This window comes from Blastococcus sp. SYSU D00868, assembly GCF_054050575.1.
This window is the reverse complement of record NZ_JBJGZO010000008.1, coordinates 180,513-194,947: the sequence shown is the minus strand read 5'-3', so window position 1 is coordinate 194,947 and position 14,435 is coordinate 180,513. Positions and strand designations below refer to the sequence as shown.

Below are 14,435 nucleotides of genomic sequence, written 5' to 3'. Positions count from 1 at the left end.
CCTCCTCGCTGCGGGTGCCGACCGACAGGTGCTCCTCGGAGCGGGTCATCGCGCTGTCGGTGGTCGGGCCGGAGGTGTCGTGGCCGACGGTGCCGCGGGTCTCGTAGCCGCCCGTGGTGCCGGTGGTGGCCATGCCGGTCGTCGACTCGGTGCCGGTGGTCAGGCCCGCGGTCGTGGTGTCGGTCCGGGTGGTGTCGGTGTGACCGGCGCCGCTGTCCAGGCCGTAGTAGCGGTAGAGCTCCTGCTCCTCCTGCGGGGAGAGGTGCCCGTCGGTGTCGATCTTGGGGGCGTCCTTGACGCGGTCCTTGCTCACCGGCACGCGGACGCCGTCGTTGGTCAGGTCCGCGTTGCGGATCGGGACGAAGGACTCCTTCGTGCCGAACAGGCCGGTGCGTACGGTCACCCACTCCGGCTGCCCGGTCTCGTCGTCGAGGTAGACCTCGGACGCCGAACCGATCTTGCTGCCGGTCTCGTCGTAGACGTCCTGGCCGATCACTCGGCTGATGCTCTCGGTGCCGATCATGGTGGTTGGCTCCCATCCAGTGGTGGTCACGCGGTCACTCCAAGCCATTGCCTGTCCGGAGATCACGAAACGGCCTCGCCCGTTCCGACACGCCCGGAGCCGCCGTGGCGCTCCGCCCGGAACGGACGGTCCGGTCGACCCCCGATCACGGCGAAGGCCCAGGTCACGCGGGCCGGACGGGCTCGGACGACGCATGGGCAGAGGGACGCCCGGAAGTCCAGGACATCCGGTCACACTCCGTCATCCCCCGGTCGCCCGGGCGTGTCACGGTCGCGCGCCCGGCGCGTCGTCCCGCCGTCCGCCGGAGCGCTGCACAGACTCGACGCGTGCCACCTCGCTCCCCCTACGACGACCTGGTCCACCCGCGGACCGAGAAGAAGCCCGCCCCGCAGGTCGAGGCCGAGCGCGACCTCGTCGTCGAGGACCCGAGCTCCGGGTTCGTCGGCGCGGTGGTGCGCTGCGAGAAGGACGTCGTCCACCTCGAGGACCGCTTCGGGCGCGTCCGCGGCTACCCGCTGGGCCCGGGCTTCTGGGTGGACGGGCGCCCCGTCGTCCTCGTCCGCCCGAAGCCGGCCGCCCCGGCGACCCCGACGCGCAGCGCCTCGGGGTCGACCTACGTCGCCGGCGCGCGGGCCCGCGTGGCCCGCGAGGGCCGGATCTACGTCGAGGGCAAGCACGACGCCGAGCTCGTCGAGAAGGTGTGGGGCCACGACCTGCGCATCGAGGGCGTGGTCGTCGAGCCGCTGCACGGCGTCGACGACCTGCCCGGCATCGTGCGCGACTTCCGCCCCTCGGCGGGACGGCGGCTGGGCGTGCTGGTCGACCACCTGGTGAGGGGGTCGAAGGAGTCGCGGATCGCCGAGCAGGTGACCGGCGCGCACGCGCTGGTCGTCGGCCACCCGTTCATCGACATCTGGCAGGCGGTGAAGCCGCAGGTCGTCGGGATCCGCGCCTGGCCGACCGTCCCGAAGGGCGAGGACTGGAAGACCGGCGTCTGCCGCCGGCTGGGCTGGGAGGACGACACCGGCTACGTGTGGGCGCAGCGCATCCTGGCCCGCGTCCGCACCTGGACCGACCTCGAGCCGGCGCTGATCGGCCGCGTCGAGGAGCTCATCGACTTCGTGACGACGGACTGAGCCCCGGGAGCTCGCTGCAGACGCCAGACTGCTCGGGTGGCGGCCGGGGCGCTCGTGCGGACGGCGGCGCTCACCGCCCTCGTGACCGCGTGCCTCACCGGGTGCGGTGCCGCTGCTCGGGGCACCGACCCGGCCGCGCGCGACCTGGGCCCCGTCCGCCCGGCGGCCGGGGGTGCCGAGCTCGTCGTCGACACCCAGCCGCTCGAGGCCCCCGTCCTCGTCGACCCGGTCCCGGGGGACCTGCTGCCCACCGAGCTCTGGTACAGCCCGCCGGACCCCGGCCTCGCGTCCGGGCGCGCCACGCTGTACGGCGACCCGGCGCTCGCCGACACCCTGGACGGGCCGGTCCTCCTGGTCGGGACGAGCGCGGGGTCGGCGGCCATCGCCGGCCCCGGGCACGACGCCCCCGCCGAGCAGGTCGACCTCGGCGGACGGACCGGCCGCGTGGTCCGGGACGCCGACCGGACCTGGGTCCTGGTCGAGGGGAACGACTCCGTGGAGTTCGTCGTCGGCCGGGGGATCGGCGAGGACGAGCTCGTCGCGGCGGCGCGGGGGGCCGACTTCGGCTCGGCCACGGCGACGCTCGGGCCGGACGCCGTCCCGCCCGGGCTGGAGCCGCTGGTCGCCGGCAGCCCGCCCGACGGGCCCGGCGCCGGGCCGGGCGAGCACGTGTTCCTCGTGGGCGACTCCACCTGGATCTCCGTCGTCGCCGTGCGCGCCGATCCCCGCCTCGCGGCCCTGTGGGGGTTCTGGGTCGACGACGCGACGGGCACCCCGGTGCGCGGCCGGCCGGGGTCCGCGGGCGTCCTGCGGGGTACCCAGCTCGGCGGGCCGGAGGCCCCGGGACGGGTGTGGGCCGAGGACGGCATGGTCCTGGCGGCCGTCGCGACCCTGGACCTGGCCGGGGAGGCGGGCGGCCTGCTCGACCGGGTGGTCTCCGGCCTGCGCGTGGCCACGTGGGCGGAGTTCGAGGCGGCGCGCGAGGAGATCCTCGAGCGCCCGCCGACCCGCGAGGAGGTGCCGACGCTCCGGCCGGACAGCGGCTTCGTCAGCGGCGTCGACGGTGGCGTCCGCTGGTCGTTCGAGCTGTACCCGAATCCGTGTCCCGGCATGGAGGACTGGAGCGCCACGTACGTCGACCTCACCTCCGGCGGCGGAGGCGGCGGATCCGTCCTCCCGCCGCCGCTGGGTGAGGTCGCCGTCCACGTGGGTGGGTCGATCGTCGGTGGCGTCGCCCCGCCAGGCACGGCTCGGGTCACCGTCACCGGCCCCGACGGGAGCACCCGCGAGGCGGTGCTCTCCGATGTCGGGCCGCGTCCCGGCGAACGGGTCTGGGGCGCGTTCCTCCCCGACGTCACCTCGGCGTCGACGTCCCCCACCCCGCCGTACGTCTTCTGGTCGGTCACCGCGACGGCGTACGACGCGGCCGGCACCGTCCTGCACAGCCGGACGGTGTAGCGGAGTCGCTGGGGAACGGTTTCCGTCACCCAGCGACTCCGCTCTGGCTCAGCGCGGCACGTAGTCGAACGTGTCGGGGTCGGGGCCGGTGCGCTCGTTCCGGTCGAGGGCGGTGATGGCGGTCATCGCGTCCTGGTCGAGCTCGAAGTCGAACAGGGCGACGTTCTCCTCGATCCGGCTGCGGGTGACCGACTTCGGGAAGACGACGTCGCCGCGCTGCACGTGCCAGCGCAGCACGACCTGCGCCGGGGTCCGGCCGAGGCGCTCGGCCACCTCCTCGACCACCGGGTCGTCGAGCACCTTGCCCTGCGCGATGGGCGACCAGGCCTCGGTGACGATCTGGTGCTCGGCGCCGAACGCCCGGACGTCGTCCTGGACGAGGTAGGGGTGCACCTCGATCTGGTTGACCGCCGGCCGGACCTCGGTCTCGGCGAACAGCCGGCGCAGGTGGTGCGGGTTGAAGTTGGAGACGCCGATCGCGCGGCAGCGGCCGCCGGCGTAGATCTCCTCCATCGCCTTCCACGTCTCCACGTAGTCGACGTCGATCGTCGGCAGCGGCCAGTGGATCAGGAACAGGTCGAGGTGGTCGGTGCCGAGGTCGGCCAGCGTCCGGTCGAACGCGCGCAGCGCGTCGTCCCGCCGGTGGAAGCCGTTGTTCAGCTTGCTGGTCACGAAGACCTCGCCGCGGTCCAGCCCGGAACGGCGGATCGCCTCGCCGACGCCCTTCTCGTTGCCGTACATCTCGGCGGTGTCGATGTGGCGGTAGCCGATCTCCAGCGCGGTGGTGACCGCGTCGGCGGTCTCCGCCGGCGGGATCTGGTAGACGCCGAAGCCCAGCTGGGGGATCTCGACGCCGTTGTTCAGGCGGATGGTGGGCACGGTTGCCACGGGGTGGTTCCTCTCGGTCTCGCGGTGGGAGCGCGCGACCCGGTCGCGCACCTCCTTCCGCTCGGCCGCTACCCCGCGACCCCCCGCTCAACCGGTGCCCCCGGTGCGGCCTGCGCCACCCCGGGCCGCGGGCGCAGCAGCGGCGCGCCGGCCAGCGCGAGCACGGCCGCCAGCGCCGCGCCGAGCGCCGGGACGGCGAACGCGCTCTCCGCGCCCCAGGCGTCGACGGCCGCGCCGGCCAGGGCCGACCCCGCGGTGACCCCGAGCGTCAGGCCGGTGATGGTCCAGGCCAGCGACTCGGTGAGCACGCCGGGCGCGGCGCGGGACTCGACCAGCGACGTGCCCGACACGAGCACGGGGGCGATGGTCAGGCCGGCCAGGAAGCCGCAGCCGATGAGCACCGGCAGCGACCCGACGCCCCACAGCGGCTGGGCGGCCAGCCCGAAGGCGACCGCCGTCCCGACGAAGCGGGCGGCCAGCGTGCCCGGCAGCCGGGCCAGCCCGTACACCAGGCCGGCGACCAGGCTGCCCCCGGCGAAGACCGCCAGCGCGGCTCCGGACAGCGCCGGGACGCCCTCCTCCTCGGCGAAGCCGACGACGACGACGTCCAGGGAGCCGAAGACCACGCCGACGGCCAGGTAGGAGACGACGACCACGAGCAGGGTCGGCGTGAGCACCGACCGGCGCCGGCCGGGCCCGCCCGCGCCGAGCGGGGTGCGCGGCGGCTCGGTGTCGCGCTGAGCGGACAGCCACAGGCCGCCGACCACCCCGGACACGATGCCGGTGAGGAACCCGACCGGCGGGGCGACCAGCGTGGCCAGCAGGGTCACCAGCGGCGGGCCGAGGACGAAGGTGACCTCGTCGGCCACCGCCTCGAAGGCGAAGGCCGTCTGCCGTCCGGCGGGGTCCAGCGCCGCCGACCACCGCGCGCGGATCAGCGAGCCGATGTTGGGGCCGCTGGCCCCGGCCGCCGCGGCGAGCAGGAACCACGTCCACGACGGCGTCCCCGCCACGACGGCGGCGACGAACGCGACGCCGGTGACGGCGAAGGCGACCATGGCCAGCCGCAGCACGCGGCCCTGGCCGCGGCGGTCCATGGCCCGCCCCCACTGCGGCCCGGCCAGGCCGTAGCAGAGCGCCAGGACGCCGGACACCGCGCCGGCCAGGCCGTAGCTGCCGGTCTCGCCCTCCACCAGGAGCACGGCGCCGAGGCCGAGCATCGGGGCCGGGAGGCGGGCGATCCAGCCGGCCGCGGTGAACGCCCGCGCCCCCGGGACGGCGAACAGGCGGGCGTAGGGGCTGAAGACGGTGCGGGCTGACACTGCGGTTCTCGCGCTTCCTGGCCACAGGCGAGTGCGGGGTGGGACCCGCCGGGCTCTCGGGTGGCCCGGCGACCGTAGCAACGCCGGCCGCCCGGCCGCCCGCGGTTTCCCCGCACGGGCGACGCTGCGCCCGACGTCGCCGTCCCGCACTACATTCGGGGGATGACCTCGCCGAGCCCGCTCCCGGACCCGGTGCTGCGCCGTCCCGATCCGGTGCCCGGCACCGGCGGCCTGGTCGACCGCTACGGGCGGGTGGCCACCGACCTGCGGGTGTCGCTGACCGACCGGTGCAACCTGCGCTGCACGTACTGCATGCCGCCCGAGGGGCTGGACTGGCTGCCCAAGGTCGAGGTGCTCACCGACGAGGAGATCGTCCGGCTGGTGCGGATCGGCGTCGAGCGGCTGGGCATCCGCGAGGTGCGCTTCACCGGCGGCGAGCCGCTGCTGCGCCCCGGGCTGCCGGGCATCGTCGCCGCGGCGACCGCCCTCGCCCCGCGGCCCGAGGTCAGCCTGACGACCAACGCCATCGGCCTGGCCCGGATGGCACCCGCGCTGGCCGAGGCCGGCCTCGACCGGATCAACGTCAGCCTCGACACCCTCGACCCGGCCCGGTTCAAGCAGCTCACCCACCGCGATCGGCTGGACGACGTCCTCGCCGGGCTGGCCGCCGCCCAGGCCGCCGGGCTGACGCCGGTGAAGGTCAACGCCGTCCTGCTGCACGGCCTCAACGACGTCGACGCCCTGCCGCTGCTCGACTTCTGCCTCGAGCGCGGCTACCAGCTGCGGTTCATCGAGCAGATGCCGCTCGACGCCCACCACGCCTGGACCCGCGGGCGGATGGTCACCGCCGAGGACATCCTCGAGCGCCTGTCGGCCGCGCACACGCTCACCCCGGACACCGAGGAGCGCGGCTCGGCCCCGGCCGAGCGCTGGCTGGTCGACGGCGGCCCGGCCACGGTCGGGATCATCGCCTCGGTCACCCGGTCGTTCTGCGGCAGCTGCGACCGCACCCGGCTCACCGCCGACGGGCAGATCCGCAACTGCCTGTTCGCGCGCGAGGAGTCCGACCTGCGGACGGCGCTGCGGGCCGGCGCCTCCGACGACGAGCTGGCCGACCGCTGGCGGGTCGCCACGCTGGGCAAGCTGCCCGGGCACGGCATCGACGACCCGAGCTTCCTGCAGCCCAGCCGGCCGATGTCGGCGATCGGCGGCTGACCGTGAGCGGACAGGGGCGTGAGCATCGCAGCGAGCGCCAGCGAGCGAGGAGCGGAGCGCCCCGCGGGAGCGAACCCGAGGGCACCGTGACCGTCACCGTGCGCTACTTCGCCGGGGCCCGCGCCGCCGCCGGCGTGGAGACCGAGGCCCGGGCGGCCGGCACGCTCGAGGAGCTGGTGCGGCAGATGGCGCAGGCCCACGGCGCGAAGCTGGAGCGGGTGCTGACCGCCTGCTCGTTCCTCGTCGACGGGGCGCAGGCGCGCGACCCGCGCACCGCGCTCCCGCCCGGTTCCGTGGTCGACGTGCTGCCGCCCTTCGCAGGAGGATGACCCCATGAGCCTCTTCGACAAGGCCAAGGCCAAGGCCGAGCAGCTGCTGGGACGCGCCGAGCAGCTCTACGGGGAGTCGCACGGTGACGCCGCGGCCACCCTCGACGGCGAGGCGCGACGCATCGAGGGCGAGGTCGAGGAAGAGGAGGCCGAGCGCGAGGAGGCCGCCGAGGAGGCCCGCAAGCACGGCGACGACGGCCTCGCCGGCGCCCGCTGAGCGCCCGGGCGGAGCAGGCCTGGACGACGACCGACGGATCCGTCGGGACCCCGCGTCCGACGGGTGAGGAGAGCCCGCCATGTCCCTCCCCGCGATCGCCGACATGGCGCCCTGGCGCGACTGGCGCGCCGCCGCCACGGGGGCGCTGCGGTTCCTGCACACCCAGCTCGCCTGGGACGTCTGGATGGTCACCCGCGTGGTCGGGGACCGGCAGGTCGTCCTGTACGCGGAGCCGGCCGAGGCCGTGCGGCCGGGGCTGAGCTACCCGTGGGAGGACAGCTTCTGCCGGCAGATGGTGAGCGGCGAGGCGCCGCGGGTGGCGACCGTGACCGCGGCCGTGCCCGAGTACGCCAGCCGGCTGCCCGCCGAGGGCCTGCCGGTCGCCGCCTACCTGGGCGTGCCCGTGGTCGGCCGGGACGGCGAGCTGTTCGGCACGGTGTGCGCGCTGGGGTTCCGCGCCCGGCCGCTCAGCGCGGCCCGCGACCTGCCGCTGGTGGAGCACGTCGCGCGGATGCTCAGCACGCTGCTGGCCGCCGGGATGGACCCCGGGCCGGTGCCCGAGGAGCCGCCCGCCGCGGCGGCCAACCCTCACGCGGTGAGCCGGTGAGCCCCTAGGGGCAGGCCACCCACTCCTCCGCGCCGTCGGTGAAGACCTGCCGCTTCCAGATCGGCAGCCGCTTCTTCACCTCGTCGACGAGCTCGGCGCAGGCGGTGAACGCCGCGCCGCGGTGGGCCGCGCTGACTGCGCAGGCCAGGGCGACGTCGCCGATGCCCAGCAGGCCGATGCGGTGCGAGACGGCGACCGCCTGGACCCCGGGCCGCGCCGCGAACTCCTCCGCCAGCTGCCGGATGACCTCGTCCGCGCTGGGGTGCCCGACGTACTCCAGCTCGGTCACCGACCGGCCGCCGTCGTGGTCGCGGACGACGCCCGCGAAGGAGACGACGGCGCCGGCCGCCTTGTCGGCCACGGCGTCCTCGTGCTCGGCCACCGAGAGCGGCTCGTCGACGACCCGGGCGATCATCGGGCTGGTCACGGCGCCGACGGTACCCCGCCCGGCGGCACGTCGAGGTCGACCGGATCGGCCAGGCCGGTGCAGTCGACCTCGGTGACGGCATGCCCGGCGAGGTAGCGGCGGGCCCCCTCGTCCCCGGTCGCCGTGGCGGCCACGCCGGCCCAGTGGTCGCGGCCGAGCAGCACGGGGTGGCCGCGGACGCCGTCGTAGGTGGCGATCGCCAGCGCAGCGGGGGCGGCGTGCTCCGCCACCCGCTGCAGCGCCGCGGGCGTCATGCCGGGCATGTCGACCAGGGTCACCAGCGCCGCGTCGATGGCTCCCCCACCCCGGGGCCCCGCCGCCACGGACCAGGAGCGCAGGCCGTCCAGGCCGGTGCGCAGCGAGGACGCCATGCCGGTCTCCCACTCGGCGTTGGCCAGCACGGTCGCGCCGTCGAGGTCCGCCGTCCGCCAGACGTCGACCGCGCGGGCGCCGAGGACGACGAGCACCGGGTCGCAGACCGCGCGCGCCGTTCGCACCGCCCGCTCGACCAGGAGGCTGCCCTCGTACTCGACCAGCGCCTTGGGCATCCCGTACCGGCGGCCGCCGCCGGCGGCCAGGACGAGGGCGGCGGTGGTCGGGGTGGGCGGGGCCATGGGACCAGCCTCTCAGCGCTGGTAGACGGCGACCTCGGCGGCCTTCACGCTCGCCCACAGCCGCGCGCCGGGGGCCAGGCCCAGCTCGGCGAAGGCGCCGGCGGTGACGTCGGCCAGCAGCGGCACCTCGCCGTCGAGCTCGCAGCGCACGGTCGCGCCGTGCGGGGTGGCGCTGGCCACCACGACCGGCCAGACGTTGCGCGGGCTGCCGTGCGGCGGCTCGGGGTAGAGCGCGACCGACTCCGGCCGGACGGCGACGAACACCGGCCCGGCGGCGGGCTCGGCCACCGCGACCCGGCCGCCGCCGTCCAGGCGCACCGTCGTCCCCTCGCCGGTGCCGGGCAGCAGCGCGAGGCCGACCAGCCGGGCGACGTAGTCGGTGCGCGGGCGGCGGGCCACCTCCCCGGGCGGGCCGGCCTGCACCACCCGGCCCTCCTCGACCACCACGACGCGGTCGGCCAGGGCCATGGCGTCGACCGGGTCGTGGGTGACCAGCACGGTGCTGCCGGGGAAGGCGCCCAGGTGACGGCGCAGCTCGGCGCGGACGGTGAGCCGGGTGCGCGCGTCCAGCGCCGACAGCGGCTCGTCGAGCAGCAGCAGCGCGGGCTCGCCGGCCAGCGCGCGGGCGAGGGCGACCCGCTGCGCCTGGCCGCCGGAGAGCTGCCCGGGACGGCGGCCGCCCAGCTCGCCGAGCTCGACCCGCTCGAGCCACCGCGCGGCGGCCTCGCGGGCCTCGCGGCGGCCGGCGCCGCGGGTGCGCAGCCCGAAGGCCACGTTGTCGACCACGGTCAGGTGCGGGAAGAGCAGGTGGTCCTGGAAGACCATGCCCAGCCGGCGGCGGTGCGGCGGGAGGTGCACGCCGGCGGGGACGTCGTCCCACGGCTCGCCGTCCACCGCGACCCGGCCGCCGTCGGGTGGGAGCAGCCCGGCGAGGACGCGCAGCAGGGTGGACTTGCCCGCGCCGTTGGGCCCGAGGACGGCGAGGACCTCACCGTCGGCCACCTGGACGTCGAGTTCCACGTGGAACGACCCCCGCCGCACGCGGACCTCCGCGGCGAGGCTCACGGTGCGGCTCCGGCGCGCCCCAGCCACCGGCCGCGGAGGAGCAGCAGCGTGGCGAGCGAGACGGTGAGCAGCACCAGCGAGAGGACGATCGCCGACTCCGGGTCGCGCTGCAGCGCCAGGTAGACGGCCAGCGGCATCGTCTGCGTCGTCCCCGGGAAGTTGCCGGCGAAGGTGATGGTGGCGCCGAACTCGCCCAGCGCGCGGGCCCAGCAGAGGACGGCGCCGGCGGCGATGCCCGGCGCCACCAGGGGCAGGGTGACCCGGCGGAAGGTGGTCCACCGGTCGGCGCCGAGAGTGGCCGCGGCCTCCTCGTAGCGGGCGTCGGCCGCGCGCAGGGCGCCTTCGACGCTGATGACGAGGAACGGCATGGCGACGAAGGTCTCGGCGATCACCACCGCCGTGGTGGTGAACGGGATCGTGACGCCGAGGGCCTCGTCCAGCCAGCGGCCGACGATGCCCTGGCGGCCGAGCACGAGGAACAGCGCGACGCCGCCGACGACCGGGGGCAGTACCAGGGGGACCGTCACCAGCGCCCGGAGGACGCCGCGGCCGCGGATCCGGGAGCGGGCGAGCACCCAGGCGAGCGGGACGCCGAGCACCAGGGAGACCGCGGTGGCGAGGGTCGCGGAGAGCAGGGACAGCCGCAGCGCCTGCCCCACGCCCGGGCTGGTGAGCTGCGGCCACAGGTCGCTCCACGGCGTCCGGACCAGCAGGCCGACCAGCGGCAGGACGAGGAAGGCGACGGCCAGGACGGCCGGGACGAGCAGCGGGGCCGGGACGGCGCCCTCCCGGCGGCGCCTCACGGGGCGCGGAAGCCGGCGTCGGTCAGCGCGGCCTGCCCCTCGTCGGAGAGCACCAGGTCGACGAAGGCCCGTGCGGCGCCGGGGTTGGGGGCGTCGGCGAGCACGCAGACCGGGTAGTCGTTGACGGCGTCGTCCGCCTCGGGGAACGCGATCCCCTCCACGGCGTCGCCGGCCGCGACGACGTCGGTGGCGTACACGAGCGCGGCGTCGACCTCGCCCAGCTCGACCTTGGTGAGGGCCGCGCGCACGTCCTCCTCCTGGGTGTCCGGGACGGCGGTGACACGGGCGGCGGCGAGGACGTCCTCGGTCGCGGCGCCGCACGGGACCTCGGGGGCGCAGACGGCCAGGGTGAGCTCCTCCCGGGCGAAGTCGGCCAGCCCGGTCACGCCCGCGGGGTTGCCCGCGGGGACGGCGATCTCGAGGACGTTCGACGTGAACACCTCCGGGTCCCCGGCGGCGAGGCCGGCGTCGGCCACCACGGTCATCTGGGCGGGATTGGCCGACGCGAAGACGTCGGCGGGGGCGCCCTGGGTGATCTGGGTGGCCAGCGCGGAGCTGCCGGCGAAGTTGAACTGCACGTCCAGGCCAGGGTTGTCGGCCTCGAGCCGCTCGCCGAGGTCGGTGAAGACGTCGGTGAGCGAGGCCGCGGCGAAGACGGTCAGGGTGCCGCCGAGCCCACCGGCGCTCGTCTCCCCCGCGCCCGCGCCGCCGCCGGCGTCGTCGTCCGCCCCGCAGCCGGCGAGGAGGGCGGCCGCGAGGGCGGCGGTCAGGACACGGGAGGAGATCCGCACGTGCGGAGACTAGCGGCGGCCGGGCTCCGCAGGCGCGGAGACTCCGCCGGTCAGGGGACGTCGACGCTGACCTGGGTCGCCTTGACCGTGGCGACCGCGCGGACGCCGGGCTCGAGGCCGAGGTCGTCGGCTGCCTCCCGGGACATCAGCGAGACGAGCCGGAACGGCCCGGCCTGGATCTCGACCTGCGCCATGACGGTGTCCCGGACGACGCGCGTCACGATGCCGGCCAGGCGGTTGCGCGCGGAGGAGTTGCGGGTGGCGCCGGGCTCCGGTGCCTCGTGCAGCTGGGTAGCCACCGCGGCGAGCGCCGCGCCGTCCACGACCGCCGGGCCGCCCGCGTCGCGGCGGGCGGCGAGCCGGCCGCTGTCGATCCACCGCCGGACGGTGTCGTCGCTGACACCGAGCAGCTCGGCGGCCTCGGCGATCCGGTAGGTGGCGGCCATGACGGCAGACGGTAGCCACTGTCCGCTGAACCGACGCCGTGCTAGATCGGCATCCGGCGTCCCGCGCCGCGTGGCTCTCGTCGCTCGGCACCGCGGTGCTCGTCAGCGTGGCGGCCGACCTGGACCCCGACGATCCACTCGCCACCTCGCTTCTGGTGCAGCGGGCGCGCCGCCGGGCCCGCCCACCTGACGCGTGAGCGTCCCTGGCCTGCTGATCATGGCGGCCGGCCTCAGCTGATCAGAAGGGTGCTGGCTCGTCCGCTGGCTGCGCGGGCCTGCCACAGACCGCCATCCGGATGCGTTCGCGGCGTTCCTCGGGGGTGAGCCGCCTCCAGTCGATGGCCGATGGTGCTCCGCCGGTGTCCGTGGCCGGCGCGGGTGTGGGTTGGCTGCCGTCGTCGGTGCCGAAGCTGGGCGGGGCGGTGGTGATTCGGGTGCCGCCGGGCAGCACCCAGATCAGGGCCTGGTCGGGGCGTCCTTCCAGGCGCCAGCCCGGGGCCTGGTGGGACAGCCGGTGGTGGTGTTCGCAGAGGGCTTCGAGGTTGGTGTGGGCGGTGGGGCCGTGCGGGTGGGGGATGCGGTGGTCGAGGTCGCCGCGGCGGGCGCGGGCGCGGCAGCCGGGGAAGCGGCAGCGGCGGTCGCGCAGGCGGACGAACCGGTCCAGTGGAGCGGAGGGGGTGTAGCCGGGGGTCTCCGGTGGTGGCCCGAGGCCGGTGCCGTCGCGGGCGGCGGCGCGGAGCTCGATGCTGTCGGTGAGTGCGAGCAGGCAGCCGGTCAGCGGGTCGGTCAGCGCGATCCGCGGCCGTTCGGCCAGCGCGGTGTCGCCCAGCCGCCGGAGGTCGAGCAGCCGGGCCAGCGCCGCCTCAGCCAGCACAACCTGCTCGGTCGGCGCGATCTGCTCGGCCGGCGCGGGCTCCTCGGCCGGCGGCGCGCCGTCGGGGGACACCACGTCCTCGGCCGGCAGCGCCTCCTTGTCCGACCCGACCCCCTCGGTCGGCGCCACAGTCTCGAGGAGCGCCACGTCCTGGGCCGGCACCGCGCCCTGGGCCGGCACCGCATCGTCGGTCGACGGGGCCGCCTGAGCCGGCTCCGCGCCTACGGCCGGTGGGTCACCGACCGTGTCGGCCGTGAGGTCCGCTTCGTCCGCCGCCGGGACGACCTCGGGGTCGCGGTTCGGGCGGGGTAGGAGGCCGAGGGTGTGGGCGAGTTCGCGGACCAGGGGCGCGGGCACGGTGTGGCCGTCGAGCTCGCCGGGCTCGTCGGCGTCGGGCCCGGTGCCGGTGAGGGTGCCGGCGCGGGCGACGACGGTGAGCAGCACCCGCACCGGGGCACGGCCCTCGGCGTCGGGGCGCAGCAGCAGATCGGCGAAGGTGTCGGCCATCCGCTCGTCGCTGCTGCGCGGATCGGGCGGCCCGCCGCCCGCGGCCGCGCCGGTGCCGGCGGCGGCGCTGGCGCTGGTGTCGGCGCTGGTGTTGGCGCTGGTGTCGGCGCTGGTGTCGGCGGTGGCGGTGGCGTAGCCGCGCAGCGCCTCGTGGCAGGCCCGGGCGACCGGGGCGGGCAGCACCGCGGTGAGCACCGCCATGCCGTCCTCTCCGGCGTGCAGGGTCACCTTCCGGCCGCGGACCGCCGCGGCCAGCCGCGCCAGCGCGGCGTCGGCGTCGATCCGGGCGATCGCCCGCCGGGTGCACTCGCGCAGCTGGGCCACCGTCTGCCGCGGCGCGCGCGGCAGCACCCGGGCCTGCACCGCCGCCTTCTTGCCCGCGGCCACCGGCCGCAGCAGCTCCACCAGCGCCCGCGCCTGCGCCCAGCCGATCTCCCCGGCCTCCAGCGCCGCCAGCGTGGCCGGCAGCTGCTCGACCAGCTCCACCGACTCCACCAGCAGCTCCGACGCCGCACCCGCGGGCAGCCGCAGCCGGGCGGCGACCTCATCGGCGGCCCACTCGCTGACCGCGGTCAGCGCCGCCGGCCGCGCCTCCCGAGACGCCGCCGACGCCGCCCCCGGCTCACCCGGCTGCCGATCCCACGCCACCGGCCGGCACCGGGCGAACGCGGCCAGCGCCCGCACCCGCGCCCCGGCCAGCTGCGCCAGCCCCCGCTCCACCTCGGCCGCAGCGTCCAGCCACCCCGCACCCTCATCCAGCAACCGCGCCCGCCCGTCCACCGGCTCCGCCGCCGCAGGGGACAGAGCCGCAGGGGACAGATCAGGAGCAGGAGTGCCGGCGCCCGCGGGAGCAGGGCCCGGCGTGGCTTCCGACGCGGACCCCGGGTCGGAAGCGGGATCGGGAGCAGGAGCGAGAGGAGCATCGGGAGCAGGAGTGCCGGCGCGGGCGGGAGCAGGGCCCGGCGTGGACTCCGACGCGGACTCCGGAGCGGGAGCGGTCGCAGCCGCGAGAGCGACGGCAGGACAGTCGACAGGAGTCGAGACAGAAGTGGGATCGGGATCTGCAACGTCCGGTGCAGCCGCACCGGAGCACGAATCGGCGGTGTGCGCACGACGCCCGTGCACCGCCTCGAGGATCCACTGGCCCCGAGGCCTGCAGACCGTGATCCGCGTCGCCGACGACTCGCTCAGGAGGTCGAGGAGGGCCACCTCC

At 76.3% G+C, this 14,435-nt stretch carries 16 protein-coding genes and 1 pseudogene; 6 read left to right on the top strand and 11 right to left on the bottom strand.

Translation table 11 applies throughout. The annotated features are described in order from the left end of the window. Nucleotides 1–523, bottom strand: a 523-nt coding sequence (locus ACI79F_RS10105) for a PRC-barrel domain-containing protein (RefSeq protein ID WP_456544441.1), incomplete at its 3' end; no start/stop codon positions are given. A gap of 326 nt (nt 524–849) precedes the next feature. Here ACI79F_RS10105 and ACI79F_RS10100 point away from each other — a divergent pair. Next, nucleotides 850–1,659: a DUF3097 domain-containing protein gene (locus ACI79F_RS10100; RefSeq protein ID WP_456544440.1), complete on the top strand. Its 810-nt coding sequence runs from the start codon at nt 850–852 to the stop codon at nt 1,657–1,659. Between the two features lie 36 nt (nt 1,660–1,695). Continuing rightward, on the top strand, nt 1,696–3,117 hold the full coding sequence (locus ACI79F_RS10095; RefSeq protein ID WP_456544439.1) for a hypothetical protein: 1,422 nt from the start codon (nt 1,696–1,698) through the stop codon (nt 3,115–3,117). 48 nt (nt 3,118–3,165) lie between these two features. Here the strand turns inward: ACI79F_RS10095 and ACI79F_RS10090 are convergent, their stop codons facing one another. Together ACI79F_RS10090 and ACI79F_RS10085 are read right to left on the bottom strand one after the other, a co-directional pair. Further along, entirely contained in the window at nt 3,166–4,005 is an 840-nt protein-coding gene (locus tag ACI79F_RS10090) for an aldo/keto reductase (RefSeq protein ID WP_456544438.1), read from the bottom strand. A gap of 68 nt (nt 4,006–4,073) precedes the next feature. Next, nucleotides 4,074–5,327 (bottom strand): MFS transporter, encoded by a 1,254-nt coding sequence (locus tag ACI79F_RS10085; RefSeq protein ID WP_456544437.1) that lies wholly within the window; start codon nt 5,325–5,327, stop codon nt 4,074–4,076. 162 nt (nt 5,328–5,489) lie between these two features. Here ACI79F_RS10085 and moaA point away from each other — a divergent pair, with 162 nt between their 5' ends. The 4 genes from moaA (at nt 5,490) to ACI79F_RS10065 (ending at nt 7,695) form a co-directional block, all read left to right on the top strand. Next, nucleotides 5,490–6,542: a GTP 3',8-cyclase MoaA gene (gene moaA, locus ACI79F_RS10080; protein WP_456544436.1), complete on the top strand. Its 1,053-nt coding sequence runs from the start codon at nt 5,490–5,492 to the stop codon at nt 6,540–6,542. Nucleotides 6,543–6,628: 86 nt separating this feature from the next. After that, complete coding sequence (locus tag ACI79F_RS10075; protein ID WP_456544435.1) at nt 6,629–6,871, top strand: MoaD/ThiS family protein; 243 nt, start codon at nt 6,629–6,631, stop codon at nt 6,869–6,871. A gap of 4 nt (nt 6,872–6,875) precedes the next feature. After that, entirely contained in the window at nt 6,876–7,088 is a 213-nt protein-coding gene (locus ACI79F_RS10070; RefSeq protein WP_456544434.1) for a hypothetical protein, read from the top strand. A 79-nt stretch (nt 7,089–7,167) separates the two neighbouring features. Beyond that, a complete protein-coding gene (locus ACI79F_RS10065; RefSeq protein WP_456544433.1) occupies nt 7,168–7,695 on the top strand; it encodes a GAF domain-containing protein in 528 nt (175 codons plus the stop codon). Nucleotides 7,696–7,699: 4 nt separating this feature from the next. Here the strand turns inward: ACI79F_RS10065 and ACI79F_RS10060 are convergent, their stop codons facing one another. The 8 genes and pseudogenes from ACI79F_RS10060 to ACI79F_RS10025 form a co-directional block, all read right to left on the bottom strand. Continuing rightward, complete coding sequence (locus tag ACI79F_RS10060) at nt 7,700–8,122, bottom strand: molybdenum cofactor biosynthesis protein MoaE (RefSeq protein WP_456544432.1); 423 nt, start codon at nt 8,120–8,122, stop codon at nt 7,700–7,702. Further along, nucleotides 8,119–8,736: a nucleotidyltransferase family protein gene (locus tag ACI79F_RS10055; protein WP_456544431.1), complete on the bottom strand. Its 618-nt coding sequence runs from the start codon at nt 8,734–8,736 to the stop codon at nt 8,119–8,121. Before ACI79F_RS10055 ends, ACI79F_RS10060 begins: the two co-directional genes overlap by 4 nt. A 12-nt stretch (nt 8,737–8,748) precedes the next feature. After that, complete coding sequence (locus tag ACI79F_RS10050; RefSeq protein WP_456544444.1) at nt 8,749–9,204, bottom strand: TOBE domain-containing protein; 456 nt, start codon at nt 9,202–9,204, stop codon at nt 8,749–8,751. Nucleotides 9,205–9,324: 120 nt separating this feature from the next. Beyond that, nucleotides 9,325–9,738, bottom strand: a pseudogene (locus tag ACI79F_RS10045) (ABC transporter ATP-binding protein); the annotation flags it as partial. Between the two features lie 59 nt (nt 9,739–9,797). Continuing rightward, nucleotides 9,798–10,604 carry an ABC transporter permease gene (locus ACI79F_RS10040; protein WP_456544430.1) on the bottom strand — a complete coding sequence of 269 codons (807 nt, stop codon included), beginning with the start codon at nt 10,602–10,604 and terminating at the stop codon, nt 9,798–9,800. Then, nucleotides 10,601–11,395: a molybdate ABC transporter substrate-binding protein gene (modA, locus tag ACI79F_RS10035; protein WP_456544429.1), complete on the bottom strand. Its 795-nt coding sequence runs from the start codon at nt 11,393–11,395 to the stop codon at nt 10,601–10,603. Before modA ends, ACI79F_RS10040 begins: the two co-directional genes overlap by 4 nt. A gap of 50 nt (nt 11,396–11,445) precedes the next feature. Then, nucleotides 11,446–11,841, bottom strand: coding sequence for a TOBE domain-containing protein (locus ACI79F_RS10030; protein ID WP_456544428.1), 396 nt, complete (start codon nt 11,839–11,841; stop codon nt 11,446–11,448). 238 nt (nt 11,842–12,079) lie between these two features. Beyond that, nucleotides 12,080–13,942, bottom strand: a complete 1,863-nt coding sequence (locus ACI79F_RS10025) for a DUF222 domain-containing protein (protein WP_456544427.1) — start codon at nt 13,940–13,942, stop codon at nt 12,080–12,082. Nucleotides 13,943–14,435: the final 493 nt, after the last annotated feature.